At 43.3% G+C, this 26,679-nt stretch carries 21 protein-coding genes; 8 read left to right on the forward strand and 13 right to left on the reverse strand.

Annotation, left to right across the window (positions count from 1 at the left end):
- Positions 1 to 691 precede the first annotated feature (691 nt).
- From Q0Z70_RS05065 to Q0Z70_RS05085, 5 genes are all read right to left on the reverse strand, one after another.
- Positions 692 to 1,825 (reverse strand): DNA-processing protein DprA, encoded by a 1,134-nt coding sequence (locus Q0Z70_RS05065; RefSeq protein WP_298073035.1) that lies wholly within the window; start codon positions 1,823 to 1,825, stop codon positions 692 to 694.
- On the reverse strand, positions 1,822 to 4,032 hold the full coding sequence (locus tag Q0Z70_RS05070) for a RecQ family ATP-dependent DNA helicase (RefSeq protein WP_298073036.1): 2,211 nt from the start codon (positions 4,030 to 4,032) through the stop codon (positions 1,822 to 1,824). The genes Q0Z70_RS05065 and Q0Z70_RS05070 overlap by 4 nt, the downstream gene beginning before the upstream one ends.
- Before the next feature lie 356 nt (positions 4,033 to 4,388).
- Positions 4,389 to 4,610, reverse strand: coding sequence for a DUF2795 domain-containing protein (locus Q0Z70_RS05075; RefSeq protein WP_298073037.1), 222 nt, complete (start codon positions 4,608 to 4,610; stop codon positions 4,389 to 4,391).
- Positions 4,611 to 4,681: 71 nt separating this feature from the next.
- The gene (locus tag Q0Z70_RS05080) at positions 4,682 to 5,245 is read right to left on the reverse strand and encodes a cob(I)yrinic acid a,c-diamide adenosyltransferase (protein ID WP_298073038.1); all 564 of its coding nucleotides are present in this window, start codon (positions 5,243 to 5,245) and stop codon (positions 4,682 to 4,684) included.
- Positions 5,246 to 5,282: 37 nt separating this feature from the next.
- The gene (locus tag Q0Z70_RS05085) at positions 5,283 to 5,915 is read right to left on the reverse strand and encodes a hypothetical protein (protein WP_298073039.1); all 633 of its coding nucleotides are present in this window, start codon (positions 5,913 to 5,915) and stop codon (positions 5,283 to 5,285) included.
- Positions 5,916 to 6,881: 966 nt separating this feature from the next.
- On the opposite strand from Q0Z70_RS05085, the gene Q0Z70_RS05090 reads away from it, so the two are divergent.
- Both Q0Z70_RS05090 and Q0Z70_RS05095 read left to right on the forward strand, forming a co-directional pair.
- A complete protein-coding gene (locus Q0Z70_RS05090) occupies positions 6,882 to 8,174 on the forward strand; it encodes an ATP-binding protein (protein ID WP_298073040.1) in 1,293 nt (430 codons plus the stop codon).
- Between the two features lie 4 nt (positions 8,175 to 8,178).
- Positions 8,179 to 8,901: an RloB family protein gene (locus Q0Z70_RS05095; RefSeq protein ID WP_298073041.1), complete on the forward strand. Its 723-nt coding sequence runs from the start codon at positions 8,179 to 8,181 to the stop codon at positions 8,899 to 8,901.
- Positions 8,902 to 8,980: 79 nt separating this feature from the next.
- On the opposite strand, the gene Q0Z70_RS05100 is transcribed toward Q0Z70_RS05095, so the two are convergent.
- Positions 8,981 to 9,433, reverse strand: a complete 453-nt coding sequence (locus Q0Z70_RS05100; protein WP_298073042.1) for a very short patch repair endonuclease — start codon at positions 9,431 to 9,433, stop codon at positions 8,981 to 8,983.
- A gap of 215 nt (positions 9,434 to 9,648) precedes the next feature.
- Here Q0Z70_RS05100 and Q0Z70_RS05105 point away from each other — a divergent pair, with 215 nt between their 5' ends.
- The 5 genes from Q0Z70_RS05105 to Q0Z70_RS05125 are packed head-to-tail and all read left to right on the forward strand — an operon-like array spanning position 9,649 to position 18,111.
- Positions 9,649 to 10,725 carry a DNA cytosine methyltransferase gene (locus tag Q0Z70_RS05105; RefSeq protein ID WP_298073043.1) on the forward strand — a complete coding sequence of 359 codons (1,077 nt, stop codon included), beginning with the start codon at positions 9,649 to 9,651 and terminating at the stop codon, positions 10,723 to 10,725.
- A gap of 5 nt (positions 10,726 to 10,730) precedes the next feature.
- A complete protein-coding gene (locus Q0Z70_RS05110) occupies positions 10,731 to 12,242 on the forward strand; it encodes an ATP-binding protein (RefSeq protein ID WP_298073044.1) in 1,512 nt (503 codons plus the stop codon).
- Complete coding sequence (locus Q0Z70_RS05115; protein ID WP_298073045.1) at positions 12,223 to 15,069, forward strand: Z1 domain-containing protein; 2,847 nt, start codon at positions 12,223 to 12,225, stop codon at positions 15,067 to 15,069. Before Q0Z70_RS05110 ends, Q0Z70_RS05115 begins: the two co-directional genes overlap by 20 nt.
- Positions 15,050 to 15,979: a PD-(D/E)XK motif protein gene (locus Q0Z70_RS05120; RefSeq protein ID WP_298073046.1), complete on the forward strand. Its 930-nt coding sequence runs from the start codon at positions 15,050 to 15,052 to the stop codon at positions 15,977 to 15,979. Before Q0Z70_RS05115 ends, Q0Z70_RS05120 begins: the two co-directional genes overlap by 20 nt.
- A 14-nt stretch (positions 15,980 to 15,993) precedes the next feature.
- Positions 15,994 to 18,111, forward strand: a complete 2,118-nt coding sequence (locus Q0Z70_RS05125; protein ID WP_298073047.1) for an AIPR family protein — start codon at positions 15,994 to 15,996, stop codon at positions 18,109 to 18,111.
- A gap of 57 nt (positions 18,112 to 18,168) precedes the next feature.
- Here the strand turns inward: Q0Z70_RS05125 and mobV are convergent, their stop codons facing one another.
- The 7 genes from mobV to Q0Z70_RS05160 form a co-directional block, all read right to left on the reverse strand.
- Positions 18,169 to 19,545: a MobV family relaxase gene (gene mobV, locus Q0Z70_RS05130; RefSeq protein ID WP_298073076.1), complete on the reverse strand. Its 1,377-nt coding sequence runs from the start codon at positions 19,543 to 19,545 to the stop codon at positions 18,169 to 18,171.
- 293 nt (positions 19,546 to 19,838) lie between these two features.
- On the reverse strand, positions 19,839 to 20,537 hold the full coding sequence (locus Q0Z70_RS05135; RefSeq protein ID WP_298073048.1) for an ATP-binding protein: 699 nt from the start codon (positions 20,535 to 20,537) through the stop codon (positions 19,839 to 19,841).
- Entirely contained in the window at positions 20,449 to 21,222 is a 774-nt protein-coding gene (locus tag Q0Z70_RS05140; RefSeq protein WP_298073049.1) for a hypothetical protein, read from the reverse strand. The genes Q0Z70_RS05135 and Q0Z70_RS05140 overlap by 89 nt, the downstream gene beginning before the upstream one ends.
- On the reverse strand, positions 21,219 to 21,584 hold the full coding sequence (locus Q0Z70_RS05145; RefSeq protein ID WP_298073050.1) for a helix-turn-helix domain-containing protein: 366 nt from the start codon (positions 21,582 to 21,584) through the stop codon (positions 21,219 to 21,221). The genes Q0Z70_RS05140 and Q0Z70_RS05145 overlap by 4 nt, the downstream gene beginning before the upstream one ends.
- A 256-nt stretch (positions 21,585 to 21,840) precedes the next feature.
- Positions 21,841 to 22,962: a DUF6043 family protein gene (locus Q0Z70_RS05150; RefSeq protein WP_298073051.1), complete on the reverse strand. Its 1,122-nt coding sequence runs from the start codon at positions 22,960 to 22,962 to the stop codon at positions 21,841 to 21,843.
- 16 nt (positions 22,963 to 22,978) lie between these two features.
- Entirely contained in the window at positions 22,979 to 24,310 is a 1,332-nt protein-coding gene (locus tag Q0Z70_RS05155) for a site-specific integrase (RefSeq protein WP_298073052.1), read from the reverse strand.
- Between the two features lie 12 nt (positions 24,311 to 24,322).
- On the reverse strand, positions 24,323 to 25,696 hold the full coding sequence (locus Q0Z70_RS05160) for a site-specific integrase (RefSeq protein ID WP_298073053.1): 1,374 nt from the start codon (positions 25,694 to 25,696) through the stop codon (positions 24,323 to 24,325).
- A 282-nt stretch (positions 25,697 to 25,978) separates the two neighbouring features.
- On the opposite strand from Q0Z70_RS05160, the gene Q0Z70_RS05165 reads away from it, so the two are divergent.
- Complete coding sequence (locus Q0Z70_RS05165; RefSeq protein ID WP_298073054.1) at positions 25,979 to 26,656, forward strand: hypothetical protein; 678 nt, start codon at positions 25,979 to 25,981, stop codon at positions 26,654 to 26,656.
- Positions 26,657 to 26,679: the final 23 nt, after the last annotated feature.

Below are 26,679 nucleotides of genomic sequence, written 5' to 3' on the forward strand. Positions count from 1 at the left end.
TAGGGTGACACAAAATTATAAAATACTATGCATAAGACAATTATAAATGTGGCTGATTTTAAGTGACGAAGTCAGGATAAAAAGCGGTCAATCTTCCCCAAAGCCTGTTTATTATCACTTTTTCATCTGTAAAGATAGACATTTATTCCCAATACACCTTATTCACATAATAGAAAATTGTTAAAGTTGAGGCTAAAAGAACTTTTTTTCAATACAAAACGTTGGTCAGAACAAAAGAAATGCTTACCTTTACATCAACAGTTCCCACCACGCCTCTTGACAATGCGTACCACGGTGGGACTTCGTTTTTTATATAGGTATATGAATATAGCAAACAACCAATAGACATTCCTTTGCAACTTTCCATGCTAAAGCAAAGAAAGCTTATGTTTAAAAACAAAGATGTTGAATTAGAACAACTCCGTTCTGTTAGATTAAATCTTGACTAATTCACATTAAAGCACAGAGCCATCACACGGTTGAACCATGTATGCTACTTCTTCTCTCACTCCGTCCTTATCTCTATCCTTAATCCTCTCTTTCAGTTTAGTAATCTGCATTTCATACCCACGCAGTTCGCTGTGTCCTGAGTTAAGGTAAATTCCAGACGTATTCCTATCAACTGCAGAAGCTTTATTCTTGTCTGCTGTGCAAATGTCTTTAAAAAGATGTATTTGTTGCCATAAATGTATTATTCAAAATTAAGAGCCAGAGTATTAGACAGACTGTTTTTTAGACTGTAGTACACTCTACTTTTTATTTTATTCTTTTCAATCTGAGGCATAGACTCAAGGTATTTCTTCATTTTCGCATCAGACCAATCTATGCCAAGTAGGTTACAAATATATTTTGAAGAACATGATTCCATCGATGACAGTATTTTTAGAATCTTATTATTCAAAATTTCAGTTTCTTTCTGTTTCTCTGTCTTCAAATTCTCTGAATCAAGGTTGACTATATTACCATTAATATCTACTGCTTTAGCTCCTTTCTGTATAAGTTGCACATTAGCATTCTTTTCTCCTGTTTCAGGCCACCGCACATAAATAGCTCTATCTTTCCTTAGGCCGTCCATTACTCCCGACCAAGTACCACCTTTATCATCACTCTGGGCCACATAAATATGCGAAGCCATACCATAGATAATAGGATTTCTTGCCATAGCAAACTCTTTACTCCATGGTGCTTTGGGAGCAAACGAACTCATAACAAGAAGATGTCCCTGAACGATATGTTTATAATACAGTTTGAATCCCGATGCAAACGTCATAATCCCCTGGGGAAGAACGATTATACTTTTACCACCCGCTTCGAGTGCCGAGTCAAGTGCCTGTCTGTCTACCCCCTTTGCAAATCCACTCACAACAACTCCGTTTGAGGCTGAAATACGTTTTGCCACATTGTCCGCAAACTGCAAAGATATTTTATCTGCATTTCTGGAACCTACTATTGCTATTGATGATTCATTGAGAAGTTCCTTGTTGCCTTTAATGAATATTACAGTTGGAGCAGCTTTACCAAGGTTTTTCTTCAATATTTTGGGATATTCATCACAATGAATTGGCAATATATCATATCCTTGCGACAACATGTCTTCCACCATAAATGAATTGCTTGGCAATTGTTCATAAGCCGCGCTGAAAAGTTCTTTTTCTTCGTCAGTCAACAATAATTCATCCCAGCACGATCGGTTCTCAAATAAATCAATTACTGATATTTGAGGATTATGTTCAAAACATTTTACATATATTTCATTTTTCCTTCTAGTCCATATTTTTGGCACAAGTGCCAAAGTAACCCAATATGTCAATTCCTGATTTGTCATAACGTACCTCCTACTGTTTTTGCTATTACTATTGGAACAATCCATTTGGCGCCTTTTTCTGTCAATGTTCTTCCTATCTCTTTCAATGTGGCACCACTATCGTAAATATCGTCTATAAGAAGAATAGTTTTACCTCTCACCAACTCAGATTTTATCGTAAAAGCATCTTTCACATTATCTTGTTTACTATACGAATTCTGAAATATCTTCTGTTCATCTGTCTCTCTCGTTTTAATTAAGCTATGCAAAATTGGAACTTTTATAGTTTTCGCAAACTTTATCGCAAAGTTCTTTACAAGATCACCGGAATGTGTCGGCGGAACATATAATATGAGATCAAACTTTATTTCTCTATATTTCTTACCAAATACAGAAAGAGCCTTTTTTAATAGGAAATCGGGGAAATCGCCACCTCCTTCATATTTTGATCTGTGCAGAGCTGCTCCTATATTCGATACCCCATAATAAGATGCAGCATATCCATCAGTCAGTTTTGACACGTTATGCAGATGTTTGTCTAACAAATCACGTAAAATACACACTTCTTCCTCACTGAATTCACTGTAATTAATCTTATTAATATATGTACCGACCACCTCATTATTCCTCAACACCTCTACTGCATTGGGATATGGCATTCTAATCTTCAATCCTGTTCCAGATTTCAGAGTATAACCGGCTAATTCAAGTCTTGGGAAATAGGAATCTCTGAAATCTTCCAATTTTGTGGAAATTTCTTTATCATATTCCACTTCTAACTTTTCAAAATTCGTATTGTCACAGTTAGTATTTATATTGTTTTCATCGCTATCAAGGAACCTGCACAAATATTCCATCCTTGGCATATCCGTATATACATAACTCACCATAAAATCTAAATCCTTAATTTTAGCCTTTCGTAACTCCTCAAACTTAGAAACATCAAGTTCATTAGCTTTATATTGATATTCATACTTCTTCTGTTTTGTTCCATACAGAACTTCTTTAATGATTCCCTGGTATATAAGATCTGCTTTAATTACTCTTATCTGACTTTGTTTAAGATTTGCCTTCTTCATAATCTCTCTTTCCGAAAGAGGCTCCTGCTTTAGCAAATCTATTACCCTTTCATATTTCTTTATCCCCGGACGTGAACTTTCTATAAATGAATATGGCAATGAATAATCAGCTGGGACTCCATCCTCCTTGTCTTTATTTTCGTTAAAAAATAAGATTATCTTTGTAGGTAATCCATCCCTTCCAGCCCTTCCTATCTCCTGATAATAATGTATTGGTGAGGCGGGAATCTGAGTATGAATGATAAAACGTATATCAGGCTTGTCAATTCCCATACCTAAGGCATTAGTAGAGACTATACATTTCCATCTGTTCTCCATCAAACCTTTTTCTACTTCTTTGCGTGTGTCGGCATCATAGCCTGCATTATAATCAATGGCATCAATGTCGCAATACTGCAACCAGTGTGCATATACTTCTGTATCAACTCTGGTACCAGTATATATCAATCCCGTTCCATCCAGATTTTTTAGATTGGATGCAAGCCAAATCATTTTCTCATCCTCTGAATTTACTCTTATTACTTGAAGATCTAGATTGTCCCTTGATAAGTTTCCTCTGATGGTTGTAAGACGGCCACCTATTTGTTCCTCTATATCTTTCTGAACCCTCTTTGTTGCAGTAGCAGTAGTTGCCAATACCGGAAGATTTTGTGGAAGCAACTGTACCAAGTTAATTATTCTTCTGAAAGCAGGACGAAAATCATGTCCCCATGTAGAAATAGTATGAGCTTCATCAATGACTACCATTGAAAGGTTCATGTTTTTTGTAGCCTCAATCCACTCTTGGTTTTCCTGTCTTTCGGGAGCTATGTAAAGTATTTTAATCCTCCCCTTTAATGCTTTCTCGATAACAAGTGCATTATCTTCCTGCGACTGCTCACAATTAATATATGCTGCTGATATTCCCTTTTCATTCAAACTGCGTACTTGATCACGCATTAAAGCAATCAATGGAGAAAATATTACTGTTATCCCGGAAAACTGAGTTGCCGGAAACTGATAACACAGTGACTTACCAAATCCTGTTCGTTCAATCATAAGGATACGTTCTCCACGAAGTATCCTGTCTATAGCTTCCCATTGCTCGTCATAGAAATGTTCTATACCGAATATCGTCTTCAGTCTTTTTTCTGCTTCTACTCTTGTCATTGCCGCCATTTTATAATCAATTAGTTCAACAAACATATAATCCCAGAATGAATCACATTCTCACTGATTTATCAGCATACCCGAATATGAAATATCAATCGATTTATATTGATTCTGTAGAAACATAGAATAATTTCATTGATTGAATCACGCAGTTCATCAGTTAAAACAGGCGACTCAAGCAGTTTCAGCATTTTCTCCAAATTATCCTTTTCTCTTAACTCATATTAACTGTGCCCTGTCATTGACTAAAAGAGTATTATATTTGACTTAGTTATCTTTCCTCATAACTCAATGCTTTATTGTTTTGCCAGATCTATACAAATTTTAGTTTCATGCTTGTTAATTAACGGCCATTAATATTCATCCTCGTTGAAAAAGAAGTCCTCCTTGCTGGGATAATCAGGCCAAATATCTTCAATGCTTTCATATATATCGCCTTCATCTTCCATCTTCTGCAAATTTTCAATCACTTCAAGCGGAGCACCCGAACGCATGGCATAATCAATCAGTTCATCCTTAGTTGCCGGCCAAGGGGCATCTTCCAACTTCGATGCCAATTCCAATGTCCAATACATAGTTTCTAAGCATTTAATTTGTGTACAATATTCGTTTTTCGATATTTTCGGCAAAAGTATAACATTTTATCTCACCCGCAACTATTCTGCCAAAATATTTCGTCTTTTTTATTATCCAAGTTGATTTTCCGGGATAGGACGAACAGATAGTCGGACAGACGGTTCATGTATGCCAACAGTTCTTCTGCCACATGCACCTCTTCCGCCAATGCCAGAATGCGACGTTCGGCACGCCGACAGACCGTCCGGCAGACATGACAAAGCGCCGCAGCCTCATCACCGCCCGGCAGCACAAAAGCCTTCAAAGGCGGGAGCAGGCTGTCCAGACGGTCTATCTCGGCCTCCACCCTTGCCACCTGTTCGGAGGTAACGATGCCGGAAGGCCGAAGTCCTGTTTTTTCACCGTCGGTAGCCAGATAGCCGCCCACGACGAACAGACTGTTCTGCACCCACTGCACAAAATCCTTGTCTTCATTATTGGACAAACGGGAAACCAGCACCCCCAGAAAAGAATTCAGCTCGTCCACCGTGCCATACGCTTCCAGGCGGGCGTGTGTTTTGGGGACGCGCACTCCTCCCACGAGCGACGTCTTGCCGCTGTCGCCCGTGCGTGTGTATATCAGACTTTTCTTCATATCGGTATATGTTTTAAGTGTTGACAGCCCGAAGGCTTCAAAAGTTTACTATATAATGTTGCTTTATCTTTGTCCGGTCGAAGAAGATGATACCCAAGTCGTAGAGATCGAACGTGATGCCGCAGCGTTCATCCTGCTTCATGGCATCCCACAGCCTGTGCATGGCCGACGTGTAGCGGATGCCTTCAACGACAAACACCGAGCAGCCGCGAGTCCGCCCCACACACTGACGGAACACTTCCTCCGCAAAGCCGGGACGCCGCCAGTCGTGCAGATAAAGGAAATCGACAGGGACACCTGCCTCCAGAAACAGTTCGTCCAACTCCGTTGCAGCCGTATAAACCGCCCCTTCTCTGCCGGCCTTCAGATAAAGCCTCGAAGCGGACAGAGGCCCCGCATCGACAACCGTTTCCGGCCGCGCATAATTGACCAAACGAAACAGAAGCCGCTTCACCCGCAGGGGTTCTTCTCTCCAGCTTTTGGAGTGCTGCGCCGCCAGCCGCTTCTCCTCTTCCAGCAAAGGAGCATATTTGTAATAAGGTGCGGTCTCGTAAATGACCCCCGTTATCAGATGGAAGGCGAAAGGCGAATGCACCCCGTAGCCGCACCGATGGCGGAAACGGGCCAGCCGCACAAAAGGACGCTTGCACAATAAGAAGATACGCTTCATGTTCCTGACTGTTTTATGCCTGCAAAGATAAAATAATCCGGTAAAAATCCATCAACCGGCAGAAGTATTTTGCACCCGTCGTGACGAAGTGCTGCATGAGCCTCCCATACAGTGCTTCGTCAGGTGGTGAGAAAGTGCTGCATGACACCCTCACGCAGCACTGCGTCGAGACTTCAGAAAGTGCTGCGTGACAGCAGAAGGAAATAGACATTTCATTGCCAATCCATTGTCAGCTATCGCAGCCTGTTGTTGCTTTGAAAAGACCCCCCCCCACCATTGAAGTGAACTTTATCAATGACGGACAACTTGCTGTCTTTGGATTTTATGTCGAACTCACGTTAATATAGAAATTAGGCCTTAAATGAAAAGAAAAACATTAAAATAAAGGAGATTATCACAGAAAATCTCTACTTTTGTAACTGGATTGAGACAACTCTTTCCAAGACATAGAAAAAAGAAGAAGCGTTATGCTTATCTTGTAAAGTTGAAACCTGAGAAATTTCGAATTGATACAAGAGGATAGCATAGTGGTTCTCACGCATATAGCGTGGGCTGCTATTTTCCTACACTTGTATCAGGGTTTTCTCAGGACCTCAACTTTAGACGTGGGCATTGCAGTTCCACGCTTGACCCTATACCTACAAACTAATTGCCTGATATATAATTGGTATATTTGACATATATAGTTAAATGATACCATAATGTTCCCATTAAAACCATTTTTTACTTAACGAAATGAATAAAATCGAGGATTTTTCTTTGGGCATACGCTAGTACTGCGGTCTTTTTGGTTGTTTTTATTGTCGTAACTCTGCACAGCAAAGGAAGCCTCCCAATAACTTGTTTTAATAGGAAAACTTATGCTGCGTCTAAATGTGAAAATTGCAAATAAAATGCAAATTCACAAAATAAAAGCGCTATATATGAAATTTTATTTGTATATTTGCCGGCAAAAAGAACTGTGATATGATACAGGAAATAAAAGTTAGGAACTTCCTATCGTTCAAAGATGAAGTAGTTTTTAATTTTGAGGCTACTAATGATAAATTTGCAGAGGAGTCGCAGATTGTTACAATTAACGAAACTACACGGCTATTACGCTTTGCTATTATATATGGATATAACGCTTCGGGTAAATCTAATTTATTGAATATCCTAAATTTCTTGTCGAATTTTTGGTTTTTTAAGCCAAAGGATATAGATTCGAAGACAGGAGTTATGCCGTTTATGTTGGATGGAGTGTCTGTTAATAAACCATCATACTTTGAAATAATTTTTTTCGTGCGAGATACAAAATATTGGTATCAGTTGGAACTGGACCAACAACAAGTATATTTGGAAAAGTTGTCGTATTATAAGACAACCCAACCTATTATGTTATTTGAAAGGACATTGAAGGAAGATCAGTCAGATGTGCAATTTAATCCCAAAGCAGATAAAATCAGCACGGCGGCGAAAGAACTACTTAGCGTGAACTGCTGGAAAAATACTTCTTTTTTTGTCGCGCGAAATCAAGTAAATGCGAGTCTGCCGATTATCGATGCAGCAAGAGAATGGATGCGATATCAATTGATGGATGTTATATCCCCAACAACGGGACTTACATCATATGCTCAAAAGAAAGTTTCGGAAAACAAGGACTTGGTTCGCTACATTGTGGAATTTCTGCATGAAGCGGATTTTAATATTACTGATATTTCTACGAATATCATCAGTAAGCAACTTCCGGATGAGGTTATCAATTTCCTGACTGTGGATAATGATGACGAGGATGAAGATTCAATTAAAGAAATAGAACGGATCAAAAAGGAGCGCACGATAAAACAATTTCAAACGACATTTGAACATACGGTAGAGAATAAAAATGGGATAGAAACTTACCAAATGGAAGGGAAATACGAGTCAGCTGGAACGATGAGAACTTTTGGAATAGAGACTGCCGTATATGAAGCATTTAAACGAGGTGCTGTGTTGCCAATTGATGAACTGGAAACTTCGCTCCATCCGATGCTTTTGGAGAAAATTCTGTATGAATACTTAAGAATGCCTTCAAGATCGCAACTTATTGTCACTACACATAATGACGGTTTGTTAGATTTGTTAGATGACTTAATTAGAAAAGACTCAGTGTGGTTTACCGAAAAACAGAAATCGGGCGAGACGGAGTTGTATAAATTAACCGATTTTAGAGGGATCAACCGCCTTTCGTCCATAAGGGAAGCCTATCGGAATAAACGCTTTGGTGCAACTATGAGATGATGCTATGAAAAAAAGAGAAATAGTAGAAGGCATTGAGAAGCAACCTTATTTTGAAACTACTGCATCAATATCAGAGTCAGAGCAATATGACGGGACGAGAGATCTGAGGGAGCTTTATCCTTTTCTGATTAGTGGAGGTAAAAATACCGAGCGCTATTATTTTATGCACATCAATAATAAGACAGATTATAAATTTAACATCAAACCCAAGTATTTTGGCGATGAATCGAGTTATACAGAGGTTTTTGCAAAAAGGATAAAAGAAATATTAAATGTCAATAATGATGCGAAAATATTTTGTGTATTTGATTGGGATACAGTATATGAGAATAAAACAAATTTAAAGAAGCATGAGGCTTTTGAACAGCAATTCCATGAGGAAATATCAAATGGAATAGTTGTGCTGTGTCCAAGTATGCCAAGTATTGAGTATTGGTTCTTGCTTCATTTTATAGATGACTCTAAATTGCGAAAGAGTTGCAATAGAACACTAAAAGAGTTGAATCCATATTTAAAGCCATACTTTAATCATCCAGAAAAGTCGTTGAAAAAGCTACTGAAGAGCGAAAAGTATCTAATAGATGCTACTTGGGTGGAACGGCTATGTGCTGACGGAAAACTGAATGAAGCCATAAGGCGAGCTGAAAAAAATATTGATGTTGCAACTGTTTCTGGAGAATTGTATAAACAATCGTATTCTTATGTATATAAGGTGTTCAAGAAATAGAAAAAGATACGATTCCAAGCACTCCGCCTGTAATGAAAAATCTTCTTTCCATAAACAATGTCAGTCAATACTTAATATTTTATGCCTCAACAAATGTTTGCCGTTTATTATGAGACTGAAGTGTAATTGCGGTCTCAATTTTGTCAATAGTTTCCAAGAATAGGGGTACTGTTAAGTTGCATTCCCATATTGTTATAACATTCCATCCAATCTGTTGAAGCATTATTATGGCATTTTTATCTCTTCGCTGATTGCTGCGAATCTTTGCTTGCCAGTATTCTACATTAGACTTAGGCAGTACAAAGTGTTTGCATCCTTCGTGTCCATGCCAGAAACATCCATTTACGAAGATTACAGTTTTGTATTTCGGCAAAACGATATCCGGTTTGCCTGGAAGTTTGCTGACATTGATACGATAGCGATATCCTCTGCGAAACAATTCCTTTCTTACAAGAACTTCCGGTTTGGTATTCTTGGAACGAATTTGAGACATACAATGATGGCGCTGCTCATTAGTCAATGTATCCGACATTCGAACTCTTTCATTTTTTTCTGTGTATTATCATTGTAAAGATACGAATTATTCGTCAAAGAGTATGTAATCGCGGCAGGTCAATATTAAAATAATTAACAAAAAAAAGATGATGGTTGTTTTTTTATTTAGTTGATGTCCTGATTTGCAGGAAATACGTATCTTTGTATAATGCTATTCAGTTATACATAATTATGCGGAGCGCAAACCATAAAATGAAGAAAACCAGTGAAAAAATGATAGGCATAGACCTCTTTGCCGGGGCAGGCGGTTTAAGCTTAGGGGCAGAAATGGCAGGCATATCGATGCGGTACGCTGTTGAAGTGGACACTCATGCGGCGGCTTCATATAGAAAAAATTTTAAAGACGCCACAGTCTTCTGTGAAGATATCAGAAAGCTTTCAACTGACAGATTAAAGTCCGAACCCGTTTTTATAATAATGGGCGGCCCTCCATGTCAAGGATTTTCACTCTCAAATACAAAAACCAGGGATATGTCAAATCCGAATAACAGAATGTTTGAGGAGTTTTTACGTTTTGTAAAAGACATAGACCCAACGTGGTTTGTATTTGAGAATGTATATGGGCTGACAAAGTTTAAAAATGGAAACGAGAACATTCAAGATCATATAGAAAAGCGATTCAGGACTATAGGCTATGAAGTTAACTCAAAAATTTTGTATGCTTCAGACTATGGCGTGCCGCAACGCCGAAACCGGTTGTTTATTGTTGGAAATAGAAATGGAATCAAATTCGAATTTCCAGACAAACTCGATTATTCAGTTTCTGTTGATGAAGCAATCAGCGATTTGCCGATTCTCATCAATGGAGAGGTTCTAATGGAGGGGAAATATACTATTCCATTTGAGCAGGCGACTCCATATGCTCAGTTAATGAGGGAGAAATCAAAAGCCCCGACCCAGAATATTGTATCACGAAATAGAGACTATGTAATCGAGCGTTACAAATATATTGGCGAAGGTGAGAATTGGTCGTCTATTCCCGACCATTTAATGGGAAACTATGCCGATAAAAAACGATGCCACAGCGGAATCTATAAACGACTAACCGGAAGCAGGCCATCGGTGGTTATATCTAATTATAGAAAAAGTATGCTCATACATCCCCATCAAAATAGAGGGCTATCAGTCCGTGAAGCTGCCCGGTTGCAAAGTTTCCCTGACCATTTTATATTTGAAGGACCGATATCATATGTGCAGCAGCAGATTGGCAATGCCGTTCCACCATTGTTAGCAAAAGCCGTTATGGAGAAAATATTAAGTTATAAATAGCATTTATGGGCACCTATAAAGAAAATATACCCAAAGCAGACATGCTGATGGGGTCGATGCGCTCAATGGGTTATTCCTTTGAGTCCGCTATCGCTGATGTTATTGACAACAGCATTAGTGCTGGATGCTCATATGTTTCTCTGCTTTTCCCAACCGATTCATTCCAGAAAACAGCCGTTGGTATTCTTGACGATGGTTGCGGACTGTCTCGTGAAGAACTTTTTGAGGCTATGTGCTACGGCAGTTCTGCGGCAGAGGCAACACGTTCGGAAAATGATTTGGGAAGATTTGGTTTGGGTCTTAAAGCTGCTTCATTATCACAATGCCGCATATTGACTGTTGTGAGTATGCAGGACGGGGCTGTCTGTGCATATTCGTGGGATTATAATTACATACTTGAACACAAGAAATGGTTTGTTAATGAGTTGACTGCTGATGAAATATCACATTTGCCATATATAGAGAATCTGCATAAAACTGAAAAAGTTAATGGAAGCGGAACGCTCGTGATATGGGAAGACTTTGATGTATTGGAGAAGTCCAGTCATGGACAAGTCTTCAGTACGCTTCGTGAATTAAGCGACAAAGTGCAGGAGCACGTCGCTCTTATTTTTCACCGCTATATTTCTGCAAAGAAACTTGTAATTTGGATTAACAACGCAAAGGTAAAGGCGCAGGATCCATTTCTTGAAGCAAATCCTAAAACCACAACAAAGAAGGAGAGAACTATTGCGTTGCGGGACAGTCAGGGGATAGAACGGCTGATCAAGGTTCGTCCGTTTGTGTTGCCATTTGGCTCGGACTTAACGGAGAAAGATAAAAAACTATTGGGCGGGACTGAAAATTTGAGGACAAGACAAGGATTCTATATTTACAGAAATCAGAGACTTATTATTTATGGGACTTGGTTTGGACTCAAACGTAGCGAATTGACAAAAAATGCCAGAATACGCGTAGATATTCCCAACTCACTGGATGATATTTGGGGCATTGATATAAAAAAGCAAAATGCCTCAATTCCGAAATCGATACAGAATCAGTTGAAAAAAACGGTTGAGGAGGCAATGGATATTTCTGTCAGGAAACAGACGCATCGCGGCCGCAAGGATAATTCAGAGGACAATATAAGTCATATCTGGGATAGAATGCGGGGCAGAAACAATTCATATTATTACCAAATAAACAGAAACAGCCCTCTGTACAAATATGTAATGGATCGGATTTCTGATGATGTTGCGGACATCATGGAAACGCTGATATCAGAAATTGAAAAGAGGATTCCGGTGCAGGATATATATATTGACAGATGCAATGATGCTATCCTTGTTGAGGATAAAAAGCAGTATCTCGAAGATGATTTTCAACTGGGAATAACCCTCATTGATAAAGCGGTAAAACATGGCAGAGAACTTAACGATGCTATTGATACGATTATGACGGCGGAACCATGGTGCTGCCATCCGCAAATGAAAGAAATGCTGATAAACTATTATGCCGATGAAAATATCCAACGATGAGTTCAATGATCTTATTATGGTCATCAAACGCCGTATCGGAGTTGACAAGCGAAACGGCAAGACCCTAAAATACGAAGATATTGACTCCTACATAGACAAGGGTCTTGAATTTATCCCTGTCGTCCTAACTGCAGAAGACAGAGCGGAAGTTTTTCGTGCTATTGAAACCGAGGAGGCAATAAAACATACTAAAGGAAATTGTATATTCGATGACTATGATGATCCCCATAATTGGTATGAGCATACGGAGATAGAAGATGAACATTTTTGGAGACGGTACAGCAGATATTTGAGAGAAGAATCATCGTTGGATGAGAAGAGTATCGACCTGCTGGACAAGACAACGCTGCCTGCAATTATGAACTGTCTTTGCAACCCAAAAGAGGAGCATAAAGGCAGACGCCTTGTTCGCGGTCTGGTTATAGGAGATGTCCAATCTGGAAAAACAGCGACATATTCAGGCTTAATTTGCAAGGCTGTTGATGCTGGATATAAGGTGGTTATCCTGCTTGCAGGAATAACAGAGAATCTTCGCCGACAGACACAGGAACGAGTGGATCAGGGTATAGTCGGTCTCGAAATTAAAAGAGATGATATAACGAAAATAGAGAAGCCCAAACGCGTCGGTGTTGGCAAATATGACAAACAATTGCTCGCATCGTCATATACAACTCAATCATCTGATTTTGTAGGACAAAAGGACAGCATTTTCGTATCGCTTGAAGCGCAGCGTTCTGTTGTCCTGTTTGTCGTTAAGAAGAATGTGTCAGTTCTTACAAAGTTGTATAACTGGTTAAAAAATAGCAATTATGATCATTTGGAAGAATGCGTGAATGCGCCGCTGCTGCTTATAGACGATGAGGCTGATAATGCCTCTGTCAATACAAACAGAGATGAAACAAATCCGACAAAGACCAATGCTATTATAAGAAAGGTTTGCAATTTGTTCAAAACTGCATCATATGTGGGCTTTACGGCCACACCATTCGCAAATGTATTCATTGATCCGGATTCGGTCGATGATATGAAAAATGCTGATTTGTTCCCAGAGCATTTTATATATACGCTGCCAACTCCGTCAACATACATAGGCGCAAAACAAATATTCCATCCCGAATCCATGTATTACCGCAATATAAGACCTATCATTGATATAGATGAACCGGATTATGGAGATGAAAGCTGGCGTGACTGGGCTCGTACACATATAGACGAGTTGAATGCAGGCACATTCTATTACAGGCATCAGAAAGAATGGTGCGGCATTTTTCCCGATTCGTTAAAAGAGGCCGTTTATTGTTTCTTCATGGCAAACGTTATTCGGGATTTGCGCGGACATGGATCAGCACCAAGAAGTATGTTGGTAAACATGTCTCGATTCGTGAAGGTGCAAAATGTAATCAAGGAAGAGGTAAAACGTATTTATAGCGAGTTTAAGAGCGTTATAGAGAAAGACTTTTGCGGAGATTCAACTAAGAATACTAATCTGCCGCTGTATAAAGAATTAAAGCAATTATGGGACAAACATTATAGTTTCGTAGCGGATGTCTCATTTGATAGAGTTGTTAAAAAAGACAATTTGGTCAAAGCAATTGAGCAAATAAAAGTATTGGTTGTAAACGGTCTGAAATCGAGCGGGAAACTCGATTACAAAGGAAACCCGTCATTGCGCGTTATCGCCGTAGGCGGTCTTGCTCTGTCTCGGGGTTTGACCTTGGAGGGGTTGCTGACGAGTTATTTCTATCGCAATACAGCTACTTTTGATGTGCTGATGCAGATGGGACGGTGGTTTGGATATAGAAAAGGATATGAAGACATTTTCCAAATATGGACAAGCGAAGAGAGTGCAAGCTGGTATGGCGAAATATCAATGGCGTCAGAAGACTTAAAGAGAGAGCTGAAAGAGATGTTTGCACAACGGCTGACGCCAAAGGATTTTGGGATTAAAGTGCGCGACAATTGTCAAGAGTTGCAAATTACGGCAAGCAATAAGATGAGGCAGGCGTACAATCTGGACATTCTGGAATCATTTTATGGCAATATATACGAAACACCGTATATCAGTCTGAATGCGGCTCACAATGCTATAAATTTGAAGCAGGTGAACTGGCTGGCAGAGGAGCTGTATAAAAGGAATTACTCGTTTGACAGGTTTAAAAGCAATTCCTCTTTAATAGTAAAAGATGTCTCTAAAGATGTCATAGTTGAGTTTGTAAAAAATATCAAAAGCTCAAAAGTCAACCCGAATTTCAATACAGAATATATTTTAGATTTTATAACGGACGCGAATACTGTTAGGTTGGAGAAATGGGATATCGTGTTCCAAAGCGGTGATTCAGAAAAATGCTATGGTATACCGCATATTGAATCAGTCAAATGCGCTGCGCGCACTGTTCATATCGAGAATAATGCTATTGCTGTAAGTTCGAGGCGTAAACTGTTGAGTACTCAAGAGGGCGCTTACGGACTATCCGAGAGAGAGTTGGCGGTCGTGAAGGAAAAGTGTAAAGAACAGTGGCGCAGGGAAGGTAAAAATGAAAATCGGGAAATTCCGAACAGGGCATATTTTGAGTACCTGCCCGACCGCAAACCGCTGCTGATTATTATGCTTATTGAGCCGGTGAAGGTGGAAGGCAAAGACGAAAAGAGAAAATTGTCCGAATACCGTGAGGCGTTGGGTGAAGATAAAATGGCAGCCTTTGCCATAGGCTTCCCCGGAGTGAAAAATGTTCAAAATGTAAAGCACTACAAGGCAAACAAAATATATTATCAGCAGTTTATGCAGGATGAGTCAGAAGATATTGAATATGATGAAGCAGTACAATAGTCAGGATATATACGGAATCTTCTCTGCAGGTTTTGAGCAGGGCTTTTTCAGAAGAGTTGGAACCGCCCGGGAAATCGACACGTATGTCGGCAAAGATGACAAAGGTCGGTATGCCTTCAAGTTCAAAGGTCAGTATATCCCAACACGAATCTTCGGCTCCGAAGTAATATCTGTCGAACAATATGAGGAGAATAGCTCATATTCACTAATATTTTTGCTTGAGAAGGAAGAACTTCTTGAACGCTTTTGCATATTCTGTCAGGATCTGCTGTCTTCGGTTGACGGGATAACTGACCAAACTGAAGGCTATCGGGCAATATGCAACAGATATGCGTCGTGGAAGCGGCTGTTCAAGCCTAATCACGGGGATATGACCGAGCCGGAAATTATGGGATTGATCGGCGAAATGCTGTTCTTAAAGAACGAGATGATTCCAAAATATGGAACGGATAAGGCAATAGATGGCTGGATGGGGCCGGAAAAAACAAACAAGGATTTTTCCATAGACAGTGTTTGGTATGAGGTAAAAACCGTTAGCGCAGGGAAAGATTCTGTGCATATATCTTCGATAGAACAGTTGGACAGCGATGTTGACGGATATTTGGCTGTATACAAACTGGAGAAAATGAGCCCTGGATATGAAGGCATTAAGCTCAGCTCTCTTGCGAATGAAATTATGACATTGATAAGCAATGATTTCTATAAAGAAATGTTTGCCGGAAAACTAATGTCATCCGGTTTTAACTGGTCAAGCGACTACGATAATTTTGTATATTCCCAAAGCTCGTTTGCCAAATATCTCGTGTCGGACGGCTTCCCGCGCATTATGCGCAATAACATTGCTCTGCCAATTATAAAAGTTCAGTATGAGCTTATCCTTTCGAATATAGAACAGTTCAAACAATCATAATAATAAGTGCAACAATGGAGATAGGTGAATTTAGGACACAGTTTATGGAGCAGCTTCGCTTCGATGCAGAGCATGAAGGTTCGGCGCCAGATGCGCAGTTTATTAGCAAAGCGTTGGAACTTCTGGAAGAAATTGGCGATGTTTCCGACCCTATGCCTATATCCATTGAGATGAAAGGCCGCCGGGGGAGAATAATGTCTTTTGACGCCTATGCCTATGACGAAGCAGATGAGGCGTTGGTTATGATTGTCAGTGATTTCGTCAATGAGATTGACAATGTCCCCACTTTGACCAACACCCGCATTGACGAGTTGTTCATGCGTATGAGAAATTTTATCGAAGAGAGTGTCGAAGGTGATATCTCTGCATATTGCGACGATTCAGACCAAGCTATCAATATTGCAAAGGAAATCAAGGCTAAGGTGGGCAAGAGTATGCTGACTACCGAAATATCCCGTTTCAAATTTATCATCCTTTCCAATGCACTTCTCAGCAAGCAGGTTAAAAATGTCAGCCGAGAAGAATTTCTTGATCGCCCAGTTGAGTTGAATGTATGGACAATCGAACGTTTTCATCAGACATATGCATCCAATTCCAGTGAAATTATAGAGATTGCTACAAAAGATTTCGATTGTGAAGGGATTCAGTACCTCAAAGCGGATATTGGAGAGGGGGCAAACTATGATGCCTATCTTGGCATTGTACCTGGAGACTTTCTGGCAAAGATTTACTGCAAATACGGAAGCAAACTTCTTCAAGGAAATATTCGTGCTTTTTTAAGTGTGAGAGGAAAAGTCAATAAGGGAATACGAGAAACCATCATAAAGAGCCCTGAAAATTTCTTTACATACAACAATGGCATTGCTGTGGTTGCCCGTTCGATCGAGTTTTCCGATGATGGGACAAAGATTGTATACCTTAAAGATCCTCAGATAATAAACGGCGGTCAGACTACAGCTTCGCTGGCTAATGCAAAAATCAAGAAGGAGGTAAAAGAGAACGGAATGGACAACCTGTTTGTTCCAATGAAACTAACGGTGCTCAATGTTGATGATGATATGTCAGAGGAGGATATAGAACGGTACAATAGCATTACTAAAACAATATCTCAATGCGCAAACAGTCAAAATGCAGTATCAGAAGCAGACTTCTTCTCCAATCACCCATTTCATGTCTTAATGGAACAATTGTCAAGAAAGAAGATGGCGCCTCCGGTAAATGGGAATCCGTATCAGACAATTTGGTTTTACGAACGATCAAGAGGCAAATGGGAACAGGAACAAATGCAACTCAGCCCTGCCGCTCGAGCAAAATTCTGCGAGAAGCATCCTAAAAGTCAAGTTATTAAAAAGGAGAAACTGGCGAAATGTCTTAATGCGTTTGCTATGAATCCGCATGAAGTCTGCCAAAGTTCAGCTATCAATTTTTCGCATTTTGCCAAAACAATCGACAACTTGTATGAAACCTCGAAAGAGAGTATTAATGAGGTGTATTTCTCGAAATGTGTATGCTCTGTGATAATTTTTGATTCTTTGGATCGCCGCATTAACAAAGCGGAATGGTATCCAACCGGCGGTAATAAGGCGCAGATTATCCCATATACTATTGCTAAGATGATGACGATGATTCCCAAAGATATGGATTTGGATTGGAAACTTATCTGGCAGAAGCAGGAGATGTACCCTGCTCTTGAGAAAGAGCTGATGAAATTGGCACATATTATTCATGATTTCTTTGAAAAAGAAGCGCAAGGCGGATTGGTTCGAAGCATGGCTCGTCGTGCAGATACTTGGAATAAATGTAAAAGTCTGCCACTGTCATTGTCAGACGAGTTTATGTCGACTTTAATTTCAAAAAATGAGATGAAGCAGGAGGAGTCTGCTGCTAAAAAAGAAAGAAAATTCAGCCAGAATATAGATGTTTCAGTTGAGATTTTTAAGTTAGGTGCTGAATACTGGAATAAGGTATATCACGACTTATCAAAAGAGAATATATTGCCTTATGGCGATGTCGCATTTATCGGTAGCATCGCGGAGTATATAAAGCGAAATTCGCTGCCGTCAGCCGCGCAATGCAAACGCCTTGTCAAGATTATTGAGAAGGCAGAGGATAAGGGCTATATTATGCCATAATTTTTCAGATATCAAGACATAGAATAAGCCCCGCAAGTAGTTCGCAGGGCTTATTCGTTACCGTCTCCGCGCCGGATTCTTTTTGCCGTTCCAAGGGAGGTCGGAGTGAGAGCCGCCAGCACCTGTGCCGATGTGGGTTTGAGCAGGGCCACCGGTGGCGAGGATTAGGGCTGCATCTAATAGGTCGGCTTGCGCCTGACTTACCTGTTCCTGCGGCTCGAAAACGGCATTGACCAACTCCTCGTCCGTTATTTCATAGTTGAAGTGTTGTTGTGCGAGGTTGTAGTCGATCTGGAACTTGACATCATCGAACCGCTCTTCGCCGACCCGCGTCCAGATATGCAGTGACGGGTTGTTGTAGTTCGGGATATTGACTTTGACAAGCTCTGCCCCCGAGGTCAGCCGATAACGCTGCGGATTGGCCTTGCGGTCGAGTTCGGCAATACGTTGGGATTGCCGCTCTATCTGGGCATCTTTTGACAGTATGGTCTTGCGCAGTGATTCCGCCTCTTTGATGGCCTTGTCTATCTCTGCCTGACAGCCGTTCCGGAGTTTTGCCAGTTCCTTTTTGTGGTGTTCCTGCAAATTGGCTTTTTCGGTTTGCAAGGCTTTTATCTGTTCTTTGAGTTCTGCAATCAGCCTGTCCTTGTCAGCCAGTTCCTTCTTTGCCTTGGAAAGGTCGCCTTTGCCGAATAGCGACAGAAGGGCACTGCGTCCCTCATTGGCTTTCTCCACTTCGGCATTCAGCCGGGCAATGTCGTTTTCGTATTGCAGCATCTGCTGCCGGTAGTACTCGCTATTGGACTGGTGTCTGGCGGTCGAGCCGACAACGCCGCGCTGCAAGCCGAACTCGCGCATCGCCTCGGCGTAGGTGTTCTGATAAGTGGACAGCCGCGCCCGTCCCATGACGTCATCGGCCGACAGTCTTGGTCCCGTCTGTGTCCGATACTTTTTCTCGCCCTCACGGGACTTTCGTTTGCGCTCGCCCGTAACAATCGGCACGACCGTAGCATGAAGGTGCGGCGTCTTCTCGTCCATGTGCAACACACACGACACAACATTATCTCCGCCAAAAGTATCTTTGAGCCAGCGAAGATTGGCATCTGTCCACTTATTTAACTTGCCGCATTGTACAATCTTCATCATTTGCTCGTGTGAGCCGGTCAGGATAATGCGGACAGCCTTTGTCTGGTTCTTGCCGACCTTGCGGTGAAGACCGGCATGGTCGATGCGGTATTGGACAGCCTCGGTGCGGTTGCGCACTCCATTCGGGAAAGTTATAAGCTCCCGATTGAGATGTGTTCTTGTCTTGTCGGCATTGTCGGGTGTGTACACTTTGCCGTCGGCGGTCTTGCGCTCGATATGGCACGACATTCCTGAATCGTTGCCGCTGCCCCGTTGCAGGTGGCACACGGCGTATTGGATATTACTCATCTTTGTTTCTTCGTTTAGTGTATAATCGGTGTTCTGTTGGAGGGTGGGTTCGCTTTCAGCGTTCGTTTTCTCGTCTCGGCATAGCCCGAACAAGTTCGACTCTGCCCTCGACTTATCGAAAACGTTGTAAATTTCCGTCATTGCCCTGCCGTAAGGCAACGGGGAGTCGGGAGGGCGAGCCCTTTCGCCTATGGGCTTTTTTACTGCCACTCGGAGAGTGAAAGCGGTGAAAATGCCCTAATAAGCTACGGAAATTTATCAACCCAAATTCCCTCTGACAGCGAGCTGTCCAATCATTCTACCACCTGCATAACATTGTCGGTTCTGTAAGAGGGATTCTTGAAGGGAATGACTACCGCCATTTCGTTGAGCCGGTCGGCAATGCGGTCGCCGTATCGCTTGCGTATGCCTTCGGGCGTGAGGTTGGTGGTCAGTAGCGTAAACAATTGTTCATCGTAACGCTTCGTCAGCAGCTCCACCATCGGACTTACCACATTGCCATACTCGACGACTTCTAACGGTTCGATGCCTACATCGTCGATGGCGAGCATCGGCACCCGCATCAGCGATAGGAACGACTCGTAGTTTGTCCGCGCGAGATACGCCGTCTCTTTGGCATCGCAGAGGCGCAGTCCCCAGACTTTGCCGTGCGTGTCGGGCACGGGAATGTTCAGATAGCCGAGCAGGTTCCGGAAGGCTTTCACGAGGGTGGTTTTGCCATTTCCGCAGCCGCCGCACAGGACCGCCGCGAATCGGGCGGAATCGTCCGTGAGCCATACTGCCATGCGGCTGATTTGTTCGGACAGCGCATCGGTCATGGAAAAGGTGCGCCGCCGGTATGCGACCTCAGCCTGAACGGCAGCCAGCAGGGCGTTGCCCGCCTGTGCGACACTCATCGGCAGCCTAAAACGCACCCTCGTAATCTTCCGGTGAAGCAGTCGGGACGCCAGCTCCCCGACGTCTATCTTTGTTCGATTGTTTGTCTGTTCCATTGCTGTTCGTTTTTTGTTTTTTCAGCCAGTTATAAAAGTGATTTCTGCAATCTTTTTCTTCCCTGTTTTCAAATCCTCTCATCTTGAGGCTTTGAAAGAACTCATGGATATAATACTCAATCTTCGGTCGTTCCTTGTCCGATAAAAGGGGAAGCAAAGATTGCTGCCAGTCGGTGTCGCTGATGAAGCGCTGTTCCAGTTCGCCCAATCCGACCTTTTCATTGATTTTATCCCCTGCTTTATTGTTATTATTATGAATATCTTTATCTATCTCTTTATCTTTATTATTATATACAGTCACCTTATCCGACAACTCATGCGGTAACTCACCGGTCAGTTCATTCGTCATTTTATCTGACAACTGACCCGACAATTCATCCGACAACGGTGCCGACAAGGGGTCGGGATTCACGACAATCGTGTAGAGGGACGGGGCATCTTTTCCTTTGCCCGGAGTGAAGGAGAGGAAGCCGCGCCGGCGCAGCGACTCTCTTGACTTGACGATATTCTGGCGGGATGTTTTCAGATGACAGCATATCATAGCCGTCGGGCATTGCATCGGCATTTGCCACCTGCGGCTGTTCGCCCTGTGAAGCAGATAGAAGTACAGCGCCACTTCCGATACCGAGAACGGCTCGTATTCGTTCTCCTGCCAGAAGCGGTTCGACAGTTCGTACAGGTTCATGGCTGCACTTGTTTTTTGCGACAATAGGCTGAAACAGTCTCTGCGCGCCTGCCCGTGCGGATACGGTCGATATCCGTTTTGGTGTACATGTTCCTGTTGCCGAACTTCACCGGCACCAAATAGCCGCGTTTCGCCCACAGGTTGAGCGTTGTATCGCATACGTTGAACATCTCGCGCACCTGCTTCGTGTTGTAGTAGGTCTCGTCATTTTTGCGGCGGGCTGTCTGTTCCCGCCCGCTTTCATCATACGCTATAAGCATTCGCTGGGCGACGCTCTCGGCAAACATTTTCAGGTCGGCGGGCGTTACTTCCAGTTTTACATTGGCTCCCATCTCGACCAAAGAATCAAGGGTAAGTATCATATTACAGTCTTTATAAAAGTTAATATGACCATCTGTCTGTTCCCTGATGCTTCGCTTCCGATGGTATTAAAAAGAGAAGCACCGCCAACCTTCGGGAAAGGATTGACGGTGCAAAACTACCGACTCGTTGTAAGAAATTGAAATAAAACGGATTGTCATATTTGTCAAGACGAAAATGACAAATATGACAATGCTGATTTGTTCTGTTTCTGGCTATAAATGGGTGACCCGCCGGTTGGGGTCAGCGAAAAATCCTCTAATCAGAAAAAACTGCGGAAGATTGCGCAACCTTTATCTCCGCTTTCAGCCGTTGCAGGACCGGCGCGAACTCGTCGCTGTCGAGCAGGCGTCCGCTGCGCATCTTCTGATTGACGGTGATATACTGCTCACGCCGCAGCCGGCTTATCGCCTGCCGTATGGCACTCTCGCTTTTGAGTGTCGGAACATCGCCGAACTCCCTGACCATGCCGACACTGAACTCTTTGTCGGTCTTCACCGCGAGCAGTTCGAGTTGCATCAGTGCATAGTAGGACAGCGCCTGCCCGTTGGCGGTGTGTTGGCTGATAAGGAATTTGCGCAGCACCTCGATAACAGCATCTTTGTTTTCGCAGTTGAAATAGGCGGATAACGGCAACTCCTTCGCCTTGGGCCTGCCGGCGGTCGGTGCAAGTTCGGCGGTGGCAGTAGCAGATGCGGATGTCCGGGTTTCGGACGCTGCGGGCTGCGGTGCCGTCTCCGAGCCCACTTCTTTCCATGCCCACTCGCCGAGCTTGCCGCTTCGGGCGGCATTCTGCCCGGCGAAGAACCGCTCCCAATCCTTCCGAGTGCGATAACGGCCTTGTATACTGGTCTGAATAACCAATTTCGAGACATAGCCGCAGGTCTGAATATCCGGCAGCGCAGCTTCGGGACGTTTTGCCTGCCTTTCGAGCATCTGCACCATCGTCTCGAAACTCTGCCCGAAGAGGAGCCAGCTCAACACCAACGGTGCCGAGATACGGACACGCGGCTCCGACCGCCAGCCGAACAGCCGCTTGGTTCGCTGCCACAGCGAGGGTGTGGCGGAATCCGTATAAACGGTGTTTCGCTCCCGCCCGTAGAGTCCGACAATCTGCTGCGGGACAGCCTGCTCCTTGAACAGCACATATATCCCGGTAAACTTGTCGGGGCTGGTATCATCATTATAGACCATTTCCCATTGTCTGACCAATTGCGGCATCTGCTTTGCCACCGTCCGGTAAAAGAGGAAGAAGCCCTGCTCGTCGCAGCCGGCCATCATTTGCGCGAAGCGGTTATACTCTTCCCTGTGTTCGTTCTTCCATTTCCGGACATCTGCCTTGAAATCCTCAAAACGTTCGTATTCGGCTTTCATCTCCATAGGCTCGCGGTTCGTGTCAGTCCAGCAAATTGACCAGCTCCTTTTTCATCTCATCATCGATTTTTCTGTATCTGGCAAAGGCGCGGCTGCCCTCCGAGTGTCCCGACATCGAGGCAATCAGATTCGGGTCCTTGACCTGCTTGTAGAGGTTCCCGATAAACGTCTTGCGTGCCGTGTGCGTGGTGGCCACCTCATATAGGGGTCGCGCCACATCCTCGCGTGTCTTCGGGTCGAGCACTCTCACCATGCGGTCGATGCCCACATATTTGAGTATCTCCTTTATCTTCTTGTTGTAGCCGAAGTGCGAAAATCTCGGCAGCAGCGCCTCGTCCAAATCCTTGTAGCGTTCCAGTATGTCCTGCGCCTTTTGATTGAGCGGCACGCGCACCGTACTGGCATGTTCCAGCTTGGTCTTCTGCGGAATATACTCCACGCAACCGTCCACGATATTCGTTTTGGTCAGCCGGTTCAGGTCGCTCACACGGCAGCCTATCAGGCACTGGAACATAAACAAATCCCGATAGACCGTGTAGGTGGAGTCCAGACCGCTTAAGTCGGCGTAGTACACCTTGTCCCGTTCTTCAAGCGTCAGGTAGAACGGGTCACCGTACATGGGCTGCGCAATCTGGTACTGGTCGAAAGGGTTGTTGCGTGTAAGACTGCGTTTGATGCACCACTTGATGACGGTGCGTATGCGGTACAGCGTCCCCGACATGCTGTTCTCGGAGCGTTGCTGTTCGACATTGCGGCGCGGTTCGTCTTGATAGAACACAGGGTACATATCCACATACCGGTACTCCTCCTGCATCCACAACTTGAAGTCCCTGATGTCGTCAGCCGTTATGGTATCGATGCAGAGGTGAAAGCCCCGCTGGTGCATGACTTCATGGCGGAAACGCTCGTAGCGCAACACCTTGTTCAGATTGTCTATATGATGCTTCCGGCTGTCGTGTGCGAGCGGCGTCTCGTCAACATATTTTTGTATCTGGTATGACAACAGGTATTCATCGGCCTTGCTGCCGCCTCTTGCGTTGATGTTCGGATGGTGGTATTCCTCTATCAGCCCTTTCAGCCAGCTGCCGTCCACGCCGCGCCGGTATTCCTTGGTGATAAGGTGGGTGATTTGCTGGATGTCCCGGTCGAAGTTCATTCGTTTCTCTTCCGACACCAAGGCCACGCGGGGCTTGTAGCCCTGCCGCTCCGTACTCCAATGGTTGGGATTGATCGAAAGTTCGCTTGCCGCCTTGATGTCCACGCCCCCGACATCCCGGACACGGAAATAGACGCGGGCCTGATCCGTCACATTGTTCTTGGCGGCGGTCTTTCTTATAAATGCGGAAACTTTCATTATACGTCCTCCTTAGTTTATCATATCCACAAGTTTGCGTTTCATCTCATCGTCAATCGTTCGGTAGCGGTTGAATGCCCGACTGCCCTCCACGTGTCCCGACATGGACGCTATCAGGTTGGGGTCGGGAACCTGCCTGTAAAGATTGCCGATAAAGGTCTTGCGGGCGGTATGGCTCGTAGCAACTTCATACAACGGTTTCTGAACGGTTACTAAACCGTGCGTGTCGAGCAGCGTAACCATGCGGTCGATGCCGCAGCGTTTCAACAACTCCTTGATTCCGGCATTGTACCGGGCAATCGGCAGGAACGGCAGCAGGCGGTTCGACAAGTCTCTCGGCTTCCTCGGTTGCCGCCCTTTTCGTTTGGGAACATTTCCCAAGTTTCGGGCATCCTCTGTCGTATTTTGAGGGTATCGCGTCAGAATCGCCTGCGCCTTCTCATGCAAGGGTACTCTGACTGTTTTTGCCTGACATTTCTTTGTCTTCTGCGGCATATACTCCAGAAAACCGTCCTTGATATTATCCCGTGTCAGCCGGTAGAGGTCGCCCACACGGCAGCCGATATAACAGTGGAACACGAAAATATCCCGTATCACCGCCAGCTTCGGGCAGGCCGACAGGTCGGCATCATAGAGCGTGTTCCGTTCTTCAATCGTCAGATAGAACGGGTCGCCATAAGTCGGTTCCCTGCACCCGTAGAGTGCATAGACCTCATTGTCCGAGTACTTCATCTTCTTGCACCAGTGCAGGAAGGTGCAGAACAGATTCATCGTGTTGATGACCGTCGTATCGGACAGCGGCTTGGGCGCATGGTTGATGAGCATACGGCAGGCGTAGAAGTCGGGATATTCCTGCCGCAAGAGATATTCCCCGGCGACATAATCACGAAAAGCGTTCATCTGTTCCAACGTGACGGTCTCCACAAAGAGGGTGAAGTTCGCCTCGCCCAGTATCTCCCGCCGGTAATCGTGGTAGCGCAGCATCTTGCGTTCGAAGTGTATAATATGCTCCTTGGTCCTGTCTGCACCGTCAAACTTCTCCAGATACTCATGAACACGGCAGAGCAGGTTCGGGTGGTTGCGCTCGAAGGCACGGGCAGGGTACAGCACATCCTCGATGGTCTGTTTCAGCCACCGGCTGTCCGCCTTGTCCGAAAAGGTCTTCTCCGCCCGCTCGATGATGGAGGCGATCTGCTCCGGCAGGCGTTTCTGCTCGGCGGCAGGCACCGCCGTCGTGCGCCGGTAGCTGAGGATATCCATATCCCAATATCTGTCATGGACTGTAAGAGGCGAAACGACCTTTATGTCCACGTTCCTCTCCCTGACTCGGAAGCAGATGTTCGAGGTCTCGGCGGAACACTTTTTCAGATAGACGGTAATTTTCATCGGCGGCGATTTTTCGATTACATTGCAAAGATAAACAAATTCCCGTATATGTTCCCATATATCCCGAAAAAAGTTGAAACGGATTAAGACGAATTAGAGGAACATTCCCGAATGTGATACCACATAAAACGCACTATATCAACGATTATTTTTGCATTTGATTGGCTTTTGTTTTCATTCCCGACTTCCCGCCCCAAATATCATAACATATATTGCAGTTCCACGCTTCGTGATATAATAAATCCTTGTGGTAGCTGGAGGAAACATTAAATTAAAGAAACTATGAGAAGGATTTTGTTTATTAGTGCTTTATTGGTAATTTCAAATTCTCTGTTTGCCCAAAAAGATGTTACTAAATTTATGGGAATTCCTGTTGATGGATTTAAATCTGAAATGATTCAGAAACTGAAAGAAAAAGGATTTGTAAGTTCTGCAAGTGATAAAAATATTTTAGAAGGAGAGTTTAATGGTGCACAGGTTAACGTACATGTTGTAACAAACAATAATAAAGTATATCGTATTATGTTATGTGATGCTCATCAAATGGAAGAGACAGACATTAGAATTCGATTCAACAATTTGTGCCAACAATTCAAAAACAACTCTAATTATGTAAGTTTTGGTGATTATGAAATAGCCGATGATGAAGATATTGCTTATGAATTAACAGTACATGATAAAAGGTATGAAGCTATATTTTACCAAAAACCATTAGCGATAGATACTACAGAGATAGCTAATATTGTGAAAGAATCAGTTTTATCAAAATACACCCAACAGGAATTGGATGATCCAACAGAAGAAATCAAAAAAGATATTGCAAAGATATCTATAGATTATCTTAAAGAAATAATTCCCAAGAAATCTGTGTGGTTTATGATTTCTAAATTTGCAGGAAAGTACTATATCACCATGTTTTATGACAATGAGTATAATAGAGCTAATGGTGAAGATTTATAGCAACCTAACTTTAATAGTCCATT

Source organism: uncultured Bacteroides sp., from assembly GCF_947632445.1.
GTDB lineage: Bacteria > Bacteroidota > Bacteroidia > Bacteroidales > Bacteroidaceae > Bacteroides.

Coding starts and splice junctions, on each gene's coding strand:
- Q0Z70_RS05065 (WP_298073035.1), bottom strand. CDS start 1,825: ATGACAAATCAGGAATTGACATATTGGGTTACTTTGGCACTTGTGCCA.
- Q0Z70_RS05120 (WP_298073046.1), top strand. CDS start 15,050: ATGATGAAGCAGTACAATAGTCAGGATATATACGGAATCTTCTCTGCA.
- Q0Z70_RS05160 (WP_298073053.1), bottom strand. CDS start 25,696: ATGAAAATTACCGTCTATCTGAAAAAGTGTTCCGCCGAGACCTCGAAC.
- Q0Z70_RS05115 (WP_298073045.1), top strand. CDS start 12,223: ATGAAAATATCCAACGATGAGTTCAATGATCTTATTATGGTCATCAAA.
- Q0Z70_RS05165 (WP_298073054.1), top strand. CDS start 25,979: ATGAGAAGGATTTTGTTTATTAGTGCTTTATTGGTAATTTCAAATTCT.
- Q0Z70_RS05090 (WP_298073040.1), top strand. CDS start 6,882: ATGATACAGGAAATAAAAGTTAGGAACTTCCTATCGTTCAAAGATGAA.
- Q0Z70_RS05155 (WP_298073052.1), bottom strand. CDS start 24,310: ATGAAAGTTTCCGCATTTATAAGAAAGACCGCCGCCAAGAACAATGTG.
- Q0Z70_RS05075 (WP_298073037.1), bottom strand. CDS start 4,610: ATGTATTGGACATTGGAATTGGCATCGAAGTTGGAAGATGCCCCTTGG.
- mobV (WP_298073076.1), bottom strand. CDS start 19,545: ATGAGTAATATCCAATACGCCGTGTGCCACCTGCAACGGGGCAGCGGC.
- Q0Z70_RS05125 (WP_298073047.1), top strand. CDS start 15,994: ATGGAGATAGGTGAATTTAGGACACAGTTTATGGAGCAGCTTCGCTTC.
- Q0Z70_RS05150 (WP_298073051.1), bottom strand. CDS start 22,962: ATGGAGATGAAAGCCGAATACGAACGTTTTGAGGATTTCAAGGCAGAT.
- Q0Z70_RS05085 (WP_298073039.1), bottom strand. CDS start 5,915: ATGAAGCGTATCTTCTTATTGTGCAAGCGTCCTTTTGTGCGGCTGGCC.
- Q0Z70_RS05140 (WP_298073049.1), bottom strand. CDS start 21,222: ATGAACCTGTACGAACTGTCGAACCGCTTCTGGCAGGAGAACGAATAC.
- Q0Z70_RS05095 (WP_298073041.1), top strand. CDS start 8,179: ATGAAAAAAAGAGAAATAGTAGAAGGCATTGAGAAGCAACCTTATTTT.
- Q0Z70_RS05100 (WP_298073042.1), bottom strand. CDS start 9,433: ATGTCGGATACATTGACTAATGAGCAGCGCCATCATTGTATGTCTCAA.
- Q0Z70_RS05105 (WP_298073043.1), top strand. CDS start 9,649: ATGAAGAAAACCAGTGAAAAAATGATAGGCATAGACCTCTTTGCCGGG.
- Q0Z70_RS05145 (WP_298073050.1), bottom strand. CDS start 21,584: ATGATACTTACCCTTGATTCTTTGGTCGAGATGGGAGCCAATGTAAAA.
- Q0Z70_RS05135 (WP_298073048.1), bottom strand. CDS start 20,537: ATGGAACAGACAAACAATCGAACAAAGATAGACGTCGGGGAGCTGGCG.
- Q0Z70_RS05080 (WP_298073038.1), bottom strand. CDS start 5,245: ATGAAGAAAAGTCTGATATACACACGCACGGGCGACAGCGGCAAGACG.
- Q0Z70_RS05110 (WP_298073044.1), top strand. CDS start 10,731: ATGGGCACCTATAAAGAAAATATACCCAAAGCAGACATGCTGATGGGG.
- Q0Z70_RS05070 (WP_298073036.1), bottom strand. CDS start 4,032: ATGACAAGAGTAGAAGCAGAAAAAAGACTGAAGACGATATTCGGTATA.